The 16,559-nt window shown below is 59.9% G+C and carries 18 protein-coding genes; 10 read left to right on the top strand and 8 right to left on the bottom strand.

What is annotated here, in order from left to right:
• Positions 1-50 precede the first annotated feature (50 nt).
• From FXO12_RS11295 to rpoS, 8 genes are all read left to right on the top strand, one after another.
• Positions 51-1,163, top strand: a complete 1,113-nt coding sequence (locus FXO12_RS11295) for an S-(hydroxymethyl)glutathione dehydrogenase/class III alcohol dehydrogenase (RefSeq protein ID WP_057975608.1) — start codon at positions 51-53, stop codon at positions 1,161-1,163.
• Between the two features lie 8 nt (positions 1,164-1,171).
• Positions 1,172-2,017 carry an S-formylglutathione hydrolase gene (fghA, locus tag FXO12_RS11290; RefSeq protein WP_054897990.1) on the top strand — a complete coding sequence of 282 codons (846 nt, stop codon included), beginning with the start codon at positions 1,172-1,174 and terminating at the stop codon, positions 2,015-2,017.
• A 54-nt stretch (positions 2,018-2,071) separates the two neighbouring features.
• Positions 2,072-2,545, top strand: a complete 474-nt coding sequence (gene ispF / locus FXO12_RS11285) for a 2-C-methyl-D-erythritol 2,4-cyclodiphosphate synthase (protein WP_034126843.1) — start codon at positions 2,072-2,074, stop codon at positions 2,543-2,545.
• Positions 2,542-3,600: a tRNA pseudouridine(13) synthase TruD gene (truD, locus tag FXO12_RS11280; RefSeq protein WP_034126844.1), complete on the top strand. Its 1,059-nt coding sequence runs from the start codon at positions 2,542-2,544 to the stop codon at positions 3,598-3,600. Before ispF ends, truD begins: the two co-directional genes overlap by 4 nt.
• The gene (surE, locus tag FXO12_RS11275; RefSeq protein WP_003189210.1) at positions 3,588-4,337 is read left to right on the top strand and encodes a 5'/3'-nucleotidase SurE; all 750 of its coding nucleotides are present in this window, start codon (positions 3,588-3,590) and stop codon (positions 4,335-4,337) included. The genes truD and surE overlap by 13 nt, the downstream gene beginning before the upstream one ends.
• 41 nt (positions 4,338-4,378) lie before the next feature.
• Positions 4,379-5,014, top strand: a complete 636-nt coding sequence (locus tag FXO12_RS11270; RefSeq protein ID WP_169850588.1) for a protein-L-isoaspartate(D-aspartate) O-methyltransferase — start codon at positions 4,379-4,381, stop codon at positions 5,012-5,014.
• A gap of 209 nt (positions 5,015-5,223) precedes the next feature.
• Entirely contained in the window at positions 5,224-6,060 is an 837-nt protein-coding gene (locus tag FXO12_RS11265; protein WP_057975609.1) for a peptidoglycan DD-metalloendopeptidase family protein, read from the top strand.
• A 106-nt stretch (positions 6,061-6,166) separates the two neighbouring features.
• The gene (gene rpoS, locus FXO12_RS11260) at positions 6,167-7,174 is read left to right on the top strand and encodes an RNA polymerase sigma factor RpoS (RefSeq protein ID WP_034126846.1); all 1,008 of its coding nucleotides are present in this window, start codon (positions 6,167-6,169) and stop codon (positions 7,172-7,174) included.
• A gap of 321 nt (positions 7,175-7,495) precedes the next feature.
• Here rpoS and FXO12_RS11255 read toward each other — a convergent pair whose 3' ends face one another.
• Positions 7,496-7,705 (bottom strand): cold-shock protein, encoded by a 210-nt coding sequence (locus tag FXO12_RS11255; RefSeq protein ID WP_002554837.1) that lies wholly within the window; start codon positions 7,703-7,705, stop codon positions 7,496-7,498.
• Positions 7,706-8,093: 388 nt separating this feature from the next.
• Here FXO12_RS11255 and dcd point away from each other — a divergent pair, with 388 nt between their 5' ends.
• Entirely contained in the window at positions 8,094-8,660 is a 567-nt protein-coding gene (gene dcd / locus FXO12_RS11250; RefSeq protein WP_003189215.1) for a dCTP deaminase, read from the top strand.
• 108 nt (positions 8,661-8,768) lie between these two features.
• Positions 8,769-8,966, top strand: a complete 198-nt coding sequence (locus FXO12_RS11245) for a hypothetical protein (RefSeq protein ID WP_005785769.1) — start codon at positions 8,769-8,771, stop codon at positions 8,964-8,966.
• 23 nt (positions 8,967-8,989) lie between these two features.
• Here the strand turns inward: FXO12_RS11245 and pdeM are convergent, their stop codons facing one another.
• The 7 genes from pdeM to FXO12_RS11210 form a co-directional block, all read right to left on the bottom strand.
• Positions 8,990-9,640, bottom strand: coding sequence for a ligase-associated DNA damage response endonuclease PdeM (pdeM, locus tag FXO12_RS11240; protein WP_054897989.1), 651 nt, complete (start codon positions 9,638-9,640; stop codon positions 8,990-8,992).
• Positions 9,640-12,120 carry a ligase-associated DNA damage response DEXH box helicase gene (locus tag FXO12_RS11235; RefSeq protein ID WP_057975610.1) on the bottom strand — a complete coding sequence of 827 codons (2,481 nt, stop codon included), beginning with the start codon at positions 12,118-12,120 and terminating at the stop codon, positions 9,640-9,642. Before FXO12_RS11235 ends, pdeM begins: the two co-directional genes overlap by 1 nt.
• A 217-nt stretch (positions 12,121-12,337) precedes the next feature.
• A complete protein-coding gene (locus tag FXO12_RS11230; protein WP_034126849.1) occupies positions 12,338-13,102 on the bottom strand; it encodes an ABC transporter ATP-binding protein in 765 nt (254 codons plus the stop codon).
• A gap of 13 nt (positions 13,103-13,115) precedes the next feature.
• Positions 13,116-14,234, bottom strand: coding sequence for a succinylglutamate desuccinylase/aspartoacylase family protein (locus tag FXO12_RS11225; RefSeq protein WP_057975611.1), 1,119 nt, complete (start codon positions 14,232-14,234; stop codon positions 13,116-13,118).
• Between the two features lie 9 nt (positions 14,235-14,243).
• The gene (locus FXO12_RS11220; protein ID WP_054917884.1) at positions 14,244-14,954 is read right to left on the bottom strand and encodes an ABC transporter permease; all 711 of its coding nucleotides are present in this window, start codon (positions 14,952-14,954) and stop codon (positions 14,244-14,246) included.
• Positions 14,951-15,679, bottom strand: coding sequence for an ABC transporter permease (locus tag FXO12_RS11215; RefSeq protein ID WP_003189227.1), 729 nt, complete (start codon positions 15,677-15,679; stop codon positions 14,951-14,953). Before FXO12_RS11215 ends, FXO12_RS11220 begins: the two co-directional genes overlap by 4 nt.
• 57 nt (positions 15,680-15,736) lie before the next feature.
• Positions 15,737-16,516 carry a transporter substrate-binding domain-containing protein gene (locus tag FXO12_RS11210; protein ID WP_014717255.1) on the bottom strand — a complete coding sequence of 260 codons (780 nt, stop codon included), beginning with the start codon at positions 16,514-16,516 and terminating at the stop codon, positions 15,737-15,739.
• Between the last annotated feature and the right edge of the window lie 43 nt (positions 16,517-16,559).

Here is a 16,559-nt window from a genome sequence, read left to right as displayed (position 1 = left end):
TGATGATTTACACTCACCGTCTCAGTTTTTAACCCGATGGAGAAACCCGGATGATCAAGTCCCGTGCCGCCGTAGCCTTCGAGGCCAAGAAGCCCCTTGAGATTGTTGAAGTGGATGTCGCCATGCCCAAGGCTGGCGAGGTGCTGCTGCGGGTGGTCGCGTCCGGCGTGTGCCACACCGACGCCTACACCTTGTCGGGGGCTGACCCGGAAGGCATCTTCCCTTCGATCCTCGGCCATGAAGGCGGCGCAGTGGTGGAAGCCATCGGCGAGGGCGTAACTTCGGTGGCTGTGGGCGATCACGTGATCCCGCTGTACACCCCGGAATGCGGCAAGTGCAAGTTCTGTCTGAGTGGCAAGACCAACCTGTGCCAGGCCATTCGCGCCACGCAGGGCAAGGGCTTGATGCCGGATGGCACCACGCGTTTCTCCTACAAGGGCCAGCCGATTTTCCACTACATGGGCACCTCGACGTTCTCCGAGTACACCGTGCTGCCGGAAATCTCCGTGGCCAAGATTCCTAAAGAAGCGCCGTTGGAAAAAGTCTGCCTGCTCGGTTGCGGTGTCACTACCGGTATCGGTGCGGTGATCAATACGGCCAAGGTCAAACCGGGCGACACCGTGGCCGTCTTCGGTCTGGGCGGCATTGGTCTGTCGGCGATTATCGGTGCAGTCAAGGCCAAGGCCGGGCGCATCATCGCCATTGATATCAACCCAGCCAAGTTCGAAATCGCCAAGCAACTGGGTGCTACCGACTGCGTCAACCCGAAAGACTACGACCGCCCAATCCAGGATGTGATCGTGGATTTGACCGACGGCGGCGTGGACTTTTCCTTCGAGTGCATCGGCAACGTACAACTGATGCGTGCGGCTCTTGAGTGCTGCCACAAAGGCTGGGGCGAGTCGGTGATCATCGGTGTGGCCGGTGCTGGCCAGGAAATTGCCACTCGCCCATTCCAACTGGTCACCGGGCGCGTCTGGCGTGGGTCGGCGTTTGGTGGCGTGCGCGGTCGTACCGAATTGCCAAGCTACGTGGAAATGGCCCAGACCGGTGAAATCCCGCTGGACACCTTCATCACCCACACCATGGGCCTGGAAGATATCAACAAAGCGTTTGACCTGATGCATGAAGGCAAGAGCATTCGTACCGTCATTCACTTCTGAGGTCGGCCATGAGTCTGGAAAACCTGTCATGCCAGAAGAGCTTCGGCGGCTGGCATAAACGCTACAAGCATCATTCGGATGTGCTCGGTTGCGACATGACCTTCGCGGTCTATCTGCCGCCGCAAGCAGAGCAGGGCGGTAAATTACCGGTGCTGTATTGGCTGTCCGGTCTGACCTGTACCGATGAGAACTTCATGCAGAAAGCCGGCGCCCAGCGCATGGCCGCCGAGTTGGGCTTGATCATCGTTGCACCGGACACCAGCCCCCGTGGCCCCGGTGTGCCGGACGATCCGGACAACGCCTGGGATTTTGGCCTCGGCGCCGGCTTCTACCTCAATGCCACCCAGGAACCCTGGGCCAAGCACTATCGGATGCATGACTACGTGGTACAGGAGTTACCGGCCTTGGTGGAAGCGCATTTCCCTGCGTCGGATAAGCGCGGCATCAGCGGCCACTCCATGGGCGGTCACGGTGCGCTGGTCTGCGCGCTGCGCAACCCTGGACGTTACCTGTCGGTGTCGGCGTTTTCGCCGATCAACAACCCGATGGACTGCCCATGGGGTCAGAAAGCCTTTTCCCGTTATTTGGGTGAAGAGCGCTCTAAGTGGCGTGAATGGGATGCGTGCGTGCTGATCAGCGAAGCCTCGGAAAAGCTGCCGCTGTTGGTGGACCAGGGCGATCGCGACGATTTCCTCGCCGTTCAGCTCAAGCCCGAAGCCCTGCTGCAGGCGGCCAAGGCAGCCAACCATCCGCTGGAACTGCGCCTGCAGCCTGGCTACGACCACAGCTACTTTTTCATCGCCAGCTTCATTGAAGACCATTTGCGTCATCATGGGCGTGCTTTGCTCGGTTAATCTGAGGCAAAAGTAGGTAGAATCACGCCCTGAATTAAATCGGGGCGTTTTTTTATGCGTATTGGCCACGGCTACGATGTGCACCGTTTCGCTGAAGGCGATTTCATCACCCTGGGCGGCGTGCGCATTGCACACCACCATGGGTTGCTGGCTCATTCCGACGGCGACGTGGTCCTGCACGCATTGAGCGATGCCTTGCTCGGCGCGGCTGCATTAGGCGATATCGGCAAGCACTTTCCGGACACCGACCCCACCTTCAAGGGGGCGGACAGTCGTGTGTTGCTGCGCCATGTGGTCGGCCTGATCCATGCCAAGGGCTGGAAGGTCGGCAACGTCGATAACACCATCGTCGCCCAGGCGCCGAAAATGGCCCCCCATATTGAAGCGATGCGCGCAGTGATCGCCGCAGACCTGCAAATTGAATTGGATCAAGTCAACGTGAAAGCCACCACCACCGAAAAGCTCGGGTTTACCGGTCGTGAAGAGGGCATTGCGGTGCACTCCGTCGCCTTGTTGCTGCGCGCATGAACGACCTGCAACTGCTGGGCCCGCGGGCCTATGGCGAGGCCTTGGGCAGCGCGGTACTGAAGGCCACGGCCGAAGACTTCCAGGTTGATGAGGTGCTGGACATCCCGCTGACCGGCGATGGCGAGCACCTGTGGCTGTGGGTGGAAAAGCGCGGCTTGAACACTGAGGAAGCCGCACGGCGTATCGCCAAAGCCGCTGGGGTGCCATTGCGCACCGTCAGCTATGCCGGGCTCAAGGATCGTCAGGCCCTGACCCGCCAGTGGTTCAGCGTGCAATTGCCCGGCAAGGCCGACCCGGACATGAGCGGCGCAGAAAACGACACCCTCAAGATCCTGAAAACCGCCCGTCACAAGCGCAAGTTGCAGCGTGGGGCCCATTCGGCCAATGGTTTCACCTTGCGCCTGACCCAATTGGCCGGCGACACCGCTGCCATCGACGCACGTCTGCAGTTGATTGCCCGGCACGGCATCCCCAATTATTTCGGCACCCAGCGTTTTGGCCACAACGGCGGCAATGTGGTGGATGCTCGCGAGTGGGCTGCCCGCAAGGCCCTGCCCGAGCAGCGCAACGTGCGCTCGCGCTTGCTGTCCACGGCTCGCAGTTACCTGTTCAACCAAGTGTTGGCGGCTCGCGTCGCCGACGGTTCATGGCAGCGTGCCCAAGTTGGCGATCTGCTGGCGTTTACCGACAGTCGCAGTTTTTTTCCGGCCGGGGAAGCTGAATGCAGTGACCCGCGCCTGGCGATCCTGGACCTGCATCCCACCGGCCCGCAGTGGGGCGAAGGCGACTCGCCGGCGAAAGGTCTTACGTACGAGCTGGAACAATCTGTCGCCGCTGGCGAAGCAGACCTACGTGATTGGCTGGTGAAGGCGGGAATGAGCCAGGAACGTCGCATTCTGCGACTGCCCATTGGCGGGTTGACGTGGCATTATCCCGGGCCTGACATTCTGCAATTGGAATTCGTCCTGCCGGCCGGATGCTTCGCCACTGTCTTGGTGCGCGAGCTTGTTGATCTGGTGCCGGTGGGGCAGACGGACAGCCCATGCGTATTCTGATATCAAACGATGACGGTGCCACCGCACCCGGTCTTGCCGCGCTCCATGCTGCGCTGCAGGATTACGCCGAGTGCGTGGTGGTTGCCCCCGACCAGGACAAGAGCGGCGCCAGCAGTTCGCTGACGCTCGACCGTCCGCTGCATCCGCGGGTCCTGGCCAATGGCTTTATCAGCGTTAACGGCACCCCCACCGACTGCGTGCACCTGGCGATCAACAGTCTGCTGGAGCACCAGCCAGACCTGGTGGTCTCGGGGATCAACCTGGGTGCCAACCTGGGTGATGACGTGCTGTATTCCGGCACCGTGGCGGCCGCCCTTGAAGGGCGCTTCCTGGGCCGCACCGGCTTTGCCTTTTCCTTTGCTTCGCGGCAACTGGATAACCTGGCGACGGCGGCCTACTACGCGCGCAAGTTGGTGGAGGCCCATGCTTCCTTGGACCTGCCGCCGCGTACGGTGCTCAACGTCAATATCCCCAACTTGCCCCTCGACCATATTCGCGGTATCCAACTCACGCGCCTGGGTCATCGCGCCCGTGCGGCGGCGCCCTTGAAGGTGGTCGACCCTCGCGGCAAGGAAGGGTATTGGATCGCCGCCGCCGGCGACGCCGAAGATGGCGGCGAAGGCACCGACTTTCATGCGGTGATGCAAGGCTATGTCTCCGTTACCCCTCTGCTGTTTGATCGCACCTTCAGTGATGCCTTCAGTGGCCTTGATGGCTGGCTGGAGGGACTGCGTTGATGGCTCGTGAACAAGACGACCTGTTGCGCCGTGGCATCGGGATGACCTCCCAGCGCACCCGGGAGCGGTTGATCCAGCGTCTGTATGAAGAAGGCTTGTCCAACGCGCAGGTGCTGGAAGTGATCCGGCGCACGCCGCGGCACCTGTTTGTCGATGAGGCGCTGGCGCATCGCGCCTATGAAGACACAGCGTTGCCCATCGGCCACAACCAGACCATTTCTCAGCCCTATATGGTTGCGCGTATGAGCGAGCTATTGCTGGCGGCGGGGCCGTTGGACAAGGTGCTGGAGATTGGTACCGGCTCCGGCTACCAGACGGCCGTGCTGTCGCAATTGGTAGAGCGGGTGTTTTCGGTCGAGCGCATCAAGGTGCTACAGGACCGGGCCAAAGAGCGTCTGGTGGAGCTGAACCTGCGCAACGTGGTATTCCGCTGGGGCGATGGTTGGGAGGGCTGGCCGGCGCTGGCGCCCTACAACGGTATCATCGTCACCGCCGTGGCCACCGATGTGCCGCAAGCCTTGCTGGATCAATTGGCGCCTGGCGGGCGGCTGGTCATCCCGGTGGGCTCCGGCGAAGTGCAACAGTTGATGCTTATTATCCGTGAGGACGAAGGTTTTTCCCGGCATGTACTCGGTGCCGTGCGGTTCGTACCCTTGCTCAACGGCCCGCTGGCCTGATCATTTATTCGCAGGCAGTGAATTCTGTAAGCGCGGATGTGTCTTACGGCGGGGTCCATTGAATCAACATGCCTGGCAGCCACGATTAAACATGATGAATTTTTCCTTTCAGTCAGGTGCCAGTAAAAAGCCAATGCCCAGTTATACTTGCGTCATATTTCAAGCCTGATACAGGCGTTAACGTTCAGCCACCACAAAGGGAGCGGCGGGTGAGTCTCACAGGTCCTGCGCAGCGAATGAGTAAAACAAGCTTTCAGCGACTGGTGCTTGGCCTTGTCTTGAGTTCCTTATTGGCAGCCTGCTCGAGCACGCCATCCGGCGGTGCGCGGGTCGTTGACCGTGCCAGCGCAACCCCCCAGAGACCTACGGTCACCACCGGCCAATACGTGGTGCGCAAAGGCGACACACTGTTCTCGATTGCCTTCCGTTATGGCTGGGACTACAAGGCGTTGGCCGCCCGTAACAACATTCCTGTGCCGTATACGATCCATCCCGGGCAAACCATTCGTTTCGATGGTCGCTCAGGTTCTGCACCTACGGCAGTTGTGACAAAGTCGGGTTCTTCGCCATCGTCCTCGAGCAAGACCACCATCATCACTCGACCTGCAGGCAGCGCCACGCCTACGGTTGCGAGCAAGCCGGCACCCGCGCCGTTGCCACCTGCCGGGCCTGCGCCGACCGGATGGGGATGGCCTTCAAACGGAGTGTTGATTGGAAAATTCTCTTCAAACGGTAGTTTGAATAAAGGCATTGATATCGCCGGGGATTTGGGACAGCCTGTTTTAGCTGCGTCTGATGGGACAGTGGTGTACGCCGGGAGTGGTTTGCGGGGCTACGGCGAGCTGGTCATCATCAAACACAGCGATACCTACGTCAGTGCCTACGGTCATAACCGCAGGTTGTTGGTTCGGGAGGGGCAGCAGGTCAAGGTCGGACAGACGATTGCCGAAATGGGGTCAACGGGCACAGACCGGGTGAAACTGCACTTTGAGATTCGCCGCCAAGGGAAGCCTGTAGATCCGCTGCAATTCCTGCCCCGTCGTTGATGTGTTGCACAGCCTGTTCCCTCACGTAGAAGGAACAGGCTCCAGCGTTGCCAAGGATAGAGGCGTCGCTTGAGCTTGAGGTCGAACTCACCAAAGGACTATAACAATGGCTCTCAGTAAAGAAGTGCCGGAGTTTGACATCGACGATGAGGTTCTCCTTATGGAGACCGGCATCGATTTGGAAACGATGTCAGATAATGAAGGGGTATCACCACCTTCAGTTCGCACCAAATCCAAAAATGCTGCTGCGTTGAAGCAGCACAAGTACGTTGATTACACCCGGGCGCTCGATGCGACCCAGCTGTACCTCAATGAAATCGGCTTTTCCCCTCTGTTGACCCCCGAAGAAGAAGTCCATTTTGCGCGTCTGTCGCAGAAGGGCGATCCGGCTGGGCGTAAGCGCATGATTGAAAGCAACCTGCGCCTGGTGGTGAAGATCGCCCGACGCTACGTCAATCGTGGGCTTTCCCTGTTGGACCTGATCGAGGAGGGTAACCTGGGCTTGATCCGGGCTGTGGAGAAGTTCGACCCTGAGCGGGGCTTCCGTTTCTCCACCTATGCCACCTGGTGGATTCGCCAGACCATCGAACGGGCGATCATGAATCAGACCCGCACGATCCGGTTGCCGATCCATGTGGTCAAGGAGCTCAACGTCTACCTGCGGGCGGCGCGTGAGCTGACGCAAAAACTCGATCATGAACCTTCGCCTGAAGAGATCGCCAACCTCCTGGAAAAACCGGTAGGGGAGGTCAAGCGCATGCTGGGCCTTAACGAGCGTGTCTCTTCGGTCGATGTCTCGCTGGGGCCGGATTCGGATAAGACCCTGCTGGACACCCTGACCGATGATCGTCCGACAGACCCTTGCGAGCTGCTGCAAGACGATGATCTTTCCCAAAGTATTGACCAGTGGCTCTCAGAGCTCACGGACAAGCAGCGTGAAGTGGTGATTCGCCGCTTCGGCCTGCGCGGCCATGAGAGCAGCACCCTGGAGGATGTAGGCCTGGAGATCGGCCTGACCCGTGAGCGGGTGCGGCAGATCCAGGTAGAGGGCCTCAAGCGCTTGCGCGAGATCCTGGAGAAGAATGGCTTGTCGAGTGAGTCGTTGTTCCAATAAACGACACAAGACAAAAATGTGGGAGCCGGCTTGTGTGGGAGCTGGCTTGCCTGCGATAGCATCAACTCGGTATAGCTAGTACACCGAGTCGATAGCATCGCAGGCAAGCCAGCTCCCACATACAGCTGCGCTCCCACATTTTTTTGTGTCCGTCATTACATCGGTGTGCTGATCGTTCCACGCTTTGCGTGGGCATGCAGGGGTGATGCAGAGCGTCACAAAAAGCATTACCACGCGGAGCGTGGGAACGAGCAGCCAAAATTCAGGCATAAAAAAACCCCGCTTTTAAGGGCGGGGTTTTTTCGACTAAGTCAGTACAAGTTAGATAACTTGAACTTCTTCAGCTTGCATGCCTTTCTGACCGCGGGTAGCGATGAAAGAAACCTGTTGGCCTTCTTTCAGGCTTTTGAAGCCGTCGGATTGGATAGCTTTGAAGTGAACGAACAGGTCGTCACCGGATTGTGGAGTGATGAAGCCGAAGCCTTTTTCATCGTTGAACCACTTAACGGTACCAGTTTGGCGATTAGACATGGTGTATCTCCTTGGACAAAGTTAACTGCGACTCAGGAAAAGCCCTGGCCGAGACTGAGTGCAAAGAGCAGGAAAAATTCTTGGAGATGGTTGGATCGAAATTCAACATATCGTGTAGAGATTCTCAGTGACACAAGCAGCACAGTGGCGCCACCTTAACCCTTTTTCAGGAACGTGCCAATGGTATTTCCGAAGGTTTCTCTAATTTCGTGACTGGCGGTGGTATTTACAGTCATTGGCGCCGGGCACCCGGGCCCCGGCCACGCTGGCTGCGGCTTATAGCTGGCAGTGCATTGATCAAGAAAACCGGTGCGGCCTTTGAACCCCAACGCCGGCCCCGGTAAGATGGCCCACAGATTTTTTTCGCCTCGCTATTCAGGACACCGCCATGAGCATCAAATCGGACAAGTGGATTCGCCGCATGGCGCAGGAACACGGCATGATCGAGCCGTTCGTCGAACGCCAGATTCGTGGCGAAGGCGACGAGCGCGTGATTTCGTACGGCGTTTCCAGCTATGGCTACGACGTGCGTTGCGCCGATGAATTCAAGGTGTTCACCAACATCAATTCGGCGATCGTCGATCCTAAGAACTTCGACGAAAAGAGCTTCGTCGACGTCAAGAGCGACGTGTGCATCATCCCGCCCAACTCCTTCGCCCTGGCGCGCACCGTGGAGTTCTTCCGTATTCCTCGCGACGTGCTGACCATCTGCCTGGGTAAAAGCACCTATGCCCGCTGCGGCATTATCGTCAATGTCACGCCGCTTGAGCCTGAGTGGGAAGGCCACGTCACCCTGGAATTCTCCAACACCACCACCTTGCCGGCGAAAATCTACGCCAACGAAGGCGTGGCACAGATGCTGTTCCTGCAGTCCGATGAGGCCTGTGAAGTGTCCTACAAAGACCGTGCGGGCAAGTATCAGGGCCAACGCGGCGTCACTCTCCCACGCGCTTGATCGAAAGCGCCTACGGGTAAAGGGAATTTGTCTGCAGAAAGTGACTCTATCTAGGTGTACTGCTTCGGCGCGTGTGAAACGCGCCGGGCCATACTTGAGGAGTACCCTATGAAGATCGACCCGCGAATCAGCGCAGAACTCGCCCGGCTTGAACCCAACCAGATTGGTGTTCTGGCCTGGTCCTTGATGGCCAACCCCGCGCACGCGGGGGGCATCCCAGGTCAACCCGAACCTGATTACCCGCAGCCTACCGAGCCGGGTGAGCCGACCTTACCGGACGAGCCGCCACCCGCACCCGTTGCCTGATACCTGAGCAGGCCTGTGTCGATTCATTGAATCGGCCAGACCTGATGATCGCCAATCACAAAGATTCGCTGGTCCTGGGCCTGCTCCACGGCATAACCCCCTGTAAACGCGCCGAAGGCCGGCAGCAGGCTAACCTGAGTGCCGATCTGGAAGCATGGCAGGCGTAGCCGCTGGCGCCCTTTGCCGCGCAGGTGGTACACCGGATGTACATGCCCCGCCAGTACATGATGGCTGGCGTGGGCGTCTGGCTCATGTTGCAAGGCGAAAGGGCCCATCAGCAGGGGCTCGGGGATCACCTCGATGCCCAGATCCAACGGTGGGTCGCCGGCGCTTTTGTCGTGATTGCCGCGAATCAAGGTCAAGGCCAATGTGCGATTGCGCTCACGCCAGGCCCTGATTGCGTTCAGGGTGCCGCTGGCGTGAGAGCCGGGACCGTGGAGGAAATCACCGAGAAAGATCAACTGCGCGCACGGTAGGGCCGATACGAGCCTGTCCAGGCGTTCCAGGTTGGCCGTAGTCGTGCCCTGTGGCACCGGTTGTCCCAGGCTGCGATAGGCCGAAGCCTTGCCAAAATGCGCATCGGCAATCAGCAGGCATCGGCGTGCGGGCCAATACACGGCCTTGTCCGGCAATAGCCAGAGTTCTTCGCCTTCAACCGTCAGTGGGTAATGCATCAGCCTTGCCCTTTATCGGCGACTTTTTCCAGGTCCTTGACCATCCGCGCGATGCGCTCCGAGAGTTTTTCCGAGCTCATGCTTTCGCGCATCCGTTCTACCAGCAGCGGAAAGGCCAGGGGCGTGGGCCGCTGGATCCTGTGCAGGTCTAGCTTCAATGTCGACAGATGATTCAGCGTCTGTTCCAGTCGGCGAATATCTAGCTCGTCCCGCAGCACTTCTTCCCCGGCCTGGGCCAGCAGCAGATTTTGTGGGTCATATTGCTTGAACACTTCAAAGAACAAACCACTGGAAGCCTGCACTTGTCGCGTACTTTTTGGCGCGCCGGGATAGCCGGCAAATACCAGCCCGGCGATTCGCGCAATCTCGCGAAAGCGGCGCAGGGCCAGTTCCCCGGCATTGAGGCTGGCAATTACGTCAGCCAGCAGGCCTTGGGGGCTCAGCAACCGAGTATTCAACAATTGGGGCCACTGCACCTCGGTGGCGCTCAACAGCTCCAGGCCATAATCATTCACCGCAATCGAAAAGGTCAGCGGCTGCTGCTGGCTGACCCGCCACGCCAGCAAACTGGCCAAGCCCAGGTGTACTTGGCGGCCAGCGAACGGATACAAAAACAAGTGCCAGCCCTCCCGCGACCGCAGGGTTTCAGCCAGCAAATGCTCGCGGGTCGGCAGCCCGGACCAGCGCAATTGGGTGTGCAGCAACGGTTGCACCGCCTTCATCTCTGGGCCGTCGAAGTGCCCATGCGCGGCGGTATCAAAACGCTCGACCACCGCCTGGGCCAGTTCGTTGGAAAGGGGCATGCGCCCGCCATTCCAGCGTGGCACGGCGGCTTTTTTCGCGTTGCTGCGGCGCACATAGGCGGTCATGTTTTCCACACGCACCAGTTCCAGCAAGCGCCCGGCGAACAGAAACCCATCCCCCGGCTTGAGCCTTGCAATAAACCCTTCCTCGACACTGCCCAGGTTCTTGCCGCCGCCGCCCTTGCTCCAGAACTTGAGCTGGATACTGGCATCACTGACGATGGTGCCGACGCTCATGCGGTGGCGGCGTGCCAGGCGGGCATCCGGAACACGCCAGATGCCGTGCTCATCGGGCTCCACCCGGCGGTAATCCGGATAAGCGGTGAGTGACAGGCCACCATGGCGCACAAACCCCAGGGCCCAGGCCCAATCCGCTTCGGTGAGGTCGCGATAGGCCCAGGCGCCGCGCACTTCGTCCAACAGTGCCGCCGGAGTAAACCCGCCGCCCAAGGCCATGCTGACCAGGTGTTGTACCAGCACATCCAGCGGCTTGTAAGGTGATTCCCGCGCTTCGATGCGCCGTTGGGCGATCGCATCCTGGGCGGCTGCGGCTTCCACCAGCTCCAGGCTGTGGGTTGGCACCAACGTTACCCGTGAGGGCCGCCCTGGCGCGTGGCCGGAACGTCCGGCGCGTTGCATCAGCCGCGCGACACCCTTGGCGGAGCCTATTTGCAGCACCCGTTCCACCGGCAGGAAGTCCACGCCCAGGTCCAGGCTGGACGTGCACACCACCGCCTTGAGTTGCCCGTCTTTCAACGCTCGCTCCACCCAGTCCCGGGTCTCCCGCGATAGCGAGCCGTGGTGCAGTGCAATTAATCCGGCCCAGTCCGGTCGGGCGTCGAGAATCGCCTGATACCAGATTTCCGATTGGGCCCGGGTGTTGGTAAATACCAGGCAACTGCTGCTGGCCTCTACCTCGGCGACCACTTGCGGCAACATCTTCAAGCCGATATGCCCGGCCCAGGGAAAGCGCTCGGTGACGGGCGGCAGCAAGGTGTCGACTTTCAGTGCCTTGGCCGTTTGCCCCTGTACATTCATGCCGCCGCCCTGTGGAACCAGTACCTCCAAAGCGTGGGCCTGATTACCCAGCGTCGCGGAAATACCCCACACCATCAACTCAGGATGCCAGCGCCGCAAGCGTGCCAGTGCCAGTTGCAACTGCACGCCGCGCTTATTGCCGATCAGTTCGTGCCATTCATCCACGATGACCATGCGCAGGTGCGCGAGGCTGGTTTCACTGTCGGCACGGGCCAGCATCAGGGTCAGGCTTTCCGGAGTGGTGACCAGAGCGGTGGGTTGGCGACGGGTCTGGCGCGCGCGTTCGCTGCTGCTGGTGTCACCGGTCCGCAGGCCCACGCTCCAGGGAATCTGCAAGGCCTCCAGCGGTGCTTGCAGGGATCGTGCGGAGTCGGCGGCCAGGGCGCGCATCGGCGTGATCCATAGGACGGTCAGCGGCTCGGCAGGTGGTTTGCGTTTGCCTGTGGCGGGCGGGCGGGTAATGGCGAAACGGTTGAGTGCGGCAAACCACAAGGCATAGGTTTTACCCGCCCCGGTGCTGGCATGCAGTAACCCCGACTGGCCGGCCTTGACCGCGGCCCATACCTCTTTCTGAAAGGCGAATGGCTTCCAGCCTTGGGTGGCAAACCATTGCTTGGCGAAATCGTGGGTTTTTGCCATGCGGCAGCGGACGCTCTGGAGGGGTTAGTTCAAAGACCCCGTAGGCAGCGCCGACGTTCAACTGCCTAATGCCATTCAGTCAAGCAGAAGCGCTGCCCTGTGGCGAGGGAGCATGCTCCCGCTGGACTGCGTAGCAGTCCCAGTCTTTTTGAGCAAAGAGCGGGGGCCGCTTCGCGCCCCAGCGGGAGCAAGCTCCCTCGCCACAGCAAGCTCGCGCCTACTTCAAGTTGCCGCTCAAAAATTGTTGCAGGCGCTCGCTTTTCGGATTGCCCAGCACATCCTCCGGCAAGCCCTGCTCCTCCACCAGGCCCTGGTGCAGGAACAGCACCTGGCTTGAAACCTTGCGCGCAAAGCTCATCTCGTGGGTCACCATAATCATGGTGCGGCCTTCCTCGGCCAGGCCCTGGATCACCTTCAAAACTTCGCCCACCAACTCCGGGTCCAGCGCCGACGTGGGTTCATCGAACAGCATCACCTCCGGCTCCATGGCCAGGGCGCGGGCGATGGCGACACGCTGCTGCTGGCCGCCGGAGAGGAACGCCGGGTATTGATCAGCCACGCGCGCCGGCAGCCCGACTTTGTCCAGGTAGCGGCGGGCACGGTCTTCGGCGTCCTTTTTACTGCAACCCAGCACGCGGCGCGGGGCCATGGTGATGTTTTCCAGCACGCTCATGTGGCTCCACAAGTTGAAGTGCTGGAACACCATCGCCAGCCGTGTGCGCAAGCGTTGCAACTCGGCGTCGTCGGCCACGCGCATGCCATGGCGGTCGCTGACCATGCGGATCGCCTGGCCGTCCAGGGTCATGGCGCCATCGTTGGGGGTTTCCAAAAAGTTGATACAGCGCAGGAAGGTACTCTTGCCTGAGCCACTGGCGCCGATCAGGCTGATCACATCACCGGTCTTGGCCTTGAGCGACACACCTTTGAGCACTTGATTGTCGCCATAGCTTTTGTGCAGGCCTTCAACGGTCAGTTTGTACATGTGGCATGCATCCTCAAGGCGAAAGTAGATAACCGCTGCGGTAGGCCTGTGTGCCGGCGACATGGCAGATCACCATGCCGGCCGTGGCCATGCGGCGTAGCGAACGGGCGTAAAGCAGCCCGGCGTGCTGGCAGTGCACAGGCGTCACGCGGTCTGTAATGGGATCGATGATTTCAGCGACCAATTGCCCCGCCTCCAGGTATTCCCCCGGCAGGGCGCTGAACACGAGCAAGCCACCCACTGCAGTGGTCACTGGCTCCACCGCCGCCAACGGCGTAGCCGGGTAGGCCAGGGCAGGCAAGGGGGCTGCATTGCCGCGAATGGCGCCGAAGTGGATCAAATAATCAATGATGGCCTGGCAGTCCAGCGCGGCGAGGCCGTGGTTGACATCGCCCTGGCCACGCAGCTCGACGGTCACCGACAAGCTGCCCATGGGGATCGGGTAGCGTTCGCCGAAGCGTTGCTGCAACTGCCACCACACCAGGGTGAAACACTCGTCAAAAGACTGCCCACCGGAATCGGTGGCCAACAAGTTGGCCTCCGAGCCCAGGTAGCGCGCCAACGGTTCTACCTGTGGCCAGGCTTCGGGCGTGGTGTACAGGTGCGCCACGGCTTCGAAGTCGCAATGCAGGTCCAGCACCACGTCGGCATCACAGGCCAGGCGTTGCAGCACCAGGCGTTGGGAGTGCAACTGGGTCTGGGCGGTGTGCGCGGCCAGGGCGCGGGACAGTGCGCTGCGGATCAATTGGGCATTGCGCTGGGGATCATCGCCCAGCAGGTCTTCGACCTGGTTACCCACGTCTTCGCTGAGGTCGACGAACAGGCGATTGAAGTTCTGCCCGCTTTCCAGTTCGTAGCGGCCCAAGGGGATATCCATCAATACCTGTTCCAGGCCCACCGGGTTGGCGACGGGCACCAGCACGATTTCGCTGCGCAAGCGCCCGGTCGCTTCAAGTTCTGCCAGGCGCGCCTTTAAATGCCAGGCCACCAGCATGCCTGGCAATTCATCGGCATGCAGGGAGGACTGGATGTACACCTTGCCTTCGGGCTGCTGCGGGCCGAAGTGAAAACTGTGGATCTGCCGCGCCGTGCCGGGCACCGGTGCGATCAGGTCATGTAGCTGATGGTGCATGCAAGCTCCTTAGTGACTCGGCCCGAGAAAGGCCAGCCAACGACGTTCCGCCAGGCGAAACAGGCCGACCAGGGCAAAGGTCACCGTCAGGTAGATCAGTGCGGCAATGCCAAATGACTGGAAGGTCATGAAGGTGGCAGAGTTGGCATCCCGCGCCACTTTGAGGATGTCCGGGATCGTCGCGGTAAAGGCCACGGTGGTCGAATGCAGCATCAGGATCACTTCGTTGCTGTAGTAGGGCAACGAGCGTCGCAACGCGGAAGGCATGATCACGTAGGCGTACAGCTTCCAGCCACTGAGGCCGTAAGCCTTGGCCGCCTCGACTTCGCCGTGGGCCATGCTGCGGATTGCCCCGGCGAAAATCTCCGTGGTGTAGGCGCAAGTGTTGAGGGCGAAGGCGAGCAGGGTGCAGTTCATCGCGTCGCGAAAGAACGCATCCAGCACCGGTTGTGCTCGTACGGCGGCAAGGCTGTAGATGCCGGTGTAGCAGATCAGCAATTGGATATAGAGCGGAGTGCCACGAAACAGGTAGGTGTAGAACTGCACGGGCCAACGCACCATGCGCTTGCGCGAAACGCGGGCGATGGACAGTGGAATCGACACCAGAAAACCGATGACCAATGAGGCGCTGAGCAGCCACAAGGTCATGGCCAGGCCGGTGATGTGCTGGCCGTCGCTGTAAAGAAAAGGGCGCCAGTATTCCTGCAATAGCTCAATCATCGCACTGCCTCCCGGGCGCCTGCGGAGTAGCGACGTTCAAGTCGGCGCAAGACAAAGTTGGAGGCGCTGGTGATCAACAGGTAGATCAGCGCCGCCAGCACCAGGAAATAAAACAGTTGATAGGTGCTCTTGCCAGCGTCCTGGGCGGCTTTTACCAAGTCTGCGAGGCCGATGATCGACACCAGTGCGGTGGCCTTGAGCATCACCATCCAGTTATTGCCGATGCCCGGCAGCGCAAAGCGCATCATCTGCGGGAAGGTCACGTAGCGAAACCGCTGCCCGCGCTTGAGCCCGTAAGCGGTGGCGGCTTCGAGTTGGCCGCGGGGCACGGCGAGGATCGCACCGCGAAAGGTTTCGGTGAAATACGCACCGTAGATAAAGCCCAGGGTGATCACCCCGGCGCTGAACGGGTCGATCTCGATGTATTCCCATTCCATAAAGTCGGTAAAGCCACTGAGCCAGGTTTGCAGGCTGTAGAAAATCAACAGCATCAGCACCAGGTCCGGCACACCGCGAATCAGAGTGGTATAGAGCTGGGCGGGGATACGCACAATGGCCAGGCTGGACAGTTTGGCGCTGGCGCCGAGCAGGCCCAGCAATACGCTGACGGCCAGGGACAGCACCGACAACTTGATGGTCATCCAGGTGCCTTGCAGCAACAGCGGGCCGAAACCCTTCAAGCTGAATGCGCTCAGCCCGAGGGTTTGCAACAGATCTTCGAACATAAATCAGGACCTATGGCGATAAAAAAGCGCCCCACCCGAAGTAGGGCGCCCCAGGCATTATTTGCCGCTGTACAGGTTCAGATCGCCAAAGTGTTTCTTCTGGATAGTGGCGTAGGTGCCATCATCGTGTAACGCTTTGATACCTTTATCCAAAAGCGCCTTGAGTTCAGTGTTACCTTTTTTGATACCGATAGCGGTTTTCGATGGCAGCAGCGGGTCGTCGATAGCGGCGCTCACTTCATAGCCAGCACCGGCTGGCGACTTGAGAAAGCCCAATTCGGCTTGGAGCATGTCCTGCACGGAAGCGTCGAGGCGCCCGGAGGTCAGGTCGGCGTACACCTGGTCCTGGTTGGCGTAAGCCTTGGTGGTCACCCCGGCTTTATCCAGTACGGCCTTGGCGTAGGCTTCCTGGATGGTGCCTTGCTCGTAACCCACGGATTTGCCCTTGAGAGATTCTGGCGTCGAATAGCCAGCCCCTTTCTTGAACACCAGCGAAGTCGGGCCGGAGAACAGCTCGGAGGAGAAGTCGATCGCCTTCTCGCGCACGGGGGTCACGGTCATCGACGAAATCACGCCATCGAATTTATTGGCTTTCAGGCCCGGGATCATACCGTCGAAGTCACTTTCGACCCACTTGCACTTGACCTTCAGCTCCGCGCAGATCGCATTGCCCAGGTCGATATCGAAGCCCACCAGGCTGCCGTCGGCGGCCTTGGATTCGAACGGTGCGTAGGAAGGGTCGACACCAAAACGCAATTCCTTGTATTCCTTGGCCGTAGCAACACCAGCAGCCATGCACAGAGCCAGTGCAGAAAGGGTCAGCAATGCTTTTTTCATTAGGTAATCCCTGAAAACCAAGATAAGCGCTTGTGGCGCGATT

Source organism: Pseudomonas sp. J380, from assembly GCF_009827115.1.
GTDB classification, from domain to species: domain Bacteria; phylum Pseudomonadota; class Gammaproteobacteria; order Pseudomonadales; family Pseudomonadaceae; genus Aquipseudomonas; species Aquipseudomonas paracarnis.
The sequence above is the reverse complement of the archived record's forward strand: the minus strand, read 5'-3'. Positions and strand labels throughout refer to the sequence as shown.

Coding starts and splice junctions, on each gene's coding strand:
- FXO12_RS11295 (WP_057975608.1), top strand. CDS start 51: ATGATCAAGTCCCGTGCCGCCGTAGCCTTCGAGGCCAAGAAGCCCCTT.
- fghA (WP_054897990.1), top strand. CDS start 1,172: ATGAGTCTGGAAAACCTGTCATGCCAGAAGAGCTTCGGCGGCTGGCAT.
- ispF (WP_034126843.1), top strand. CDS start 2,072: ATGCGTATTGGCCACGGCTACGATGTGCACCGTTTCGCTGAAGGCGAT.
- truD (WP_034126844.1), top strand. CDS start 2,542: ATGAACGACCTGCAACTGCTGGGCCCGCGGGCCTATGGCGAGGCCTTG.
- surE (WP_003189210.1), top strand. CDS start 3,588: ATGCGTATTCTGATATCAAACGATGACGGTGCCACCGCACCCGGTCTT.
- FXO12_RS11270 (WP_169850588.1), top strand. CDS start 4,379: ATGACCTCCCAGCGCACCCGGGAGCGGTTGATCCAGCGTCTGTATGAA.
- rpoS (WP_034126846.1), top strand. CDS start 6,167: ATGGCTCTCAGTAAAGAAGTGCCGGAGTTTGACATCGACGATGAGGTT.
- FXO12_RS11255 (WP_002554837.1), bottom strand. CDS start 7,705: ATGTCTAATCGCCAAACTGGTACCGTTAAGTGGTTCAACGATGAAAAA.
- dcd (WP_003189215.1), top strand. CDS start 8,094: ATGAGCATCAAATCGGACAAGTGGATTCGCCGCATGGCGCAGGAACAC.
- FXO12_RS11245 (WP_005785769.1), top strand. CDS start 8,769: ATGAAGATCGACCCGCGAATCAGCGCAGAACTCGCCCGGCTTGAACCC.
- pdeM (WP_054897989.1), bottom strand. CDS start 9,640: ATGCATTACCCACTGACGGTTGAAGGCGAAGAACTCTGGCTATTGCCG.
- FXO12_RS11235 (WP_057975610.1), bottom strand. CDS start 12,120: ATGGCAAAAACCCACGATTTCGCCAAGCAATGGTTTGCCACCCAAGGC.
- FXO12_RS11230 (WP_034126849.1), bottom strand. CDS start 13,102: ATGTACAAACTGACCGTTGAAGGCCTGCACAAAAGCTATGGCGACAAT.
- FXO12_RS11225 (WP_057975611.1), bottom strand. CDS start 14,234: ATGCACCATCAGCTACATGACCTGATCGCACCGGTGCCCGGCACGGCG.
- FXO12_RS11220 (WP_054917884.1), bottom strand. CDS start 14,954: ATGATTGAGCTATTGCAGGAATACTGGCGCCCTTTTCTTTACAGCGAC.
- FXO12_RS11215 (WP_003189227.1), bottom strand. CDS start 15,679: ATGTTCGAAGATCTGTTGCAAACCCTCGGGCTGAGCGCATTCAGCTTG.
- FXO12_RS11210 (WP_014717255.1), bottom strand. CDS start 16,516: ATGAAAAAAGCATTGCTGACCCTTTCTGCACTGGCTCTGTGCATGGCT.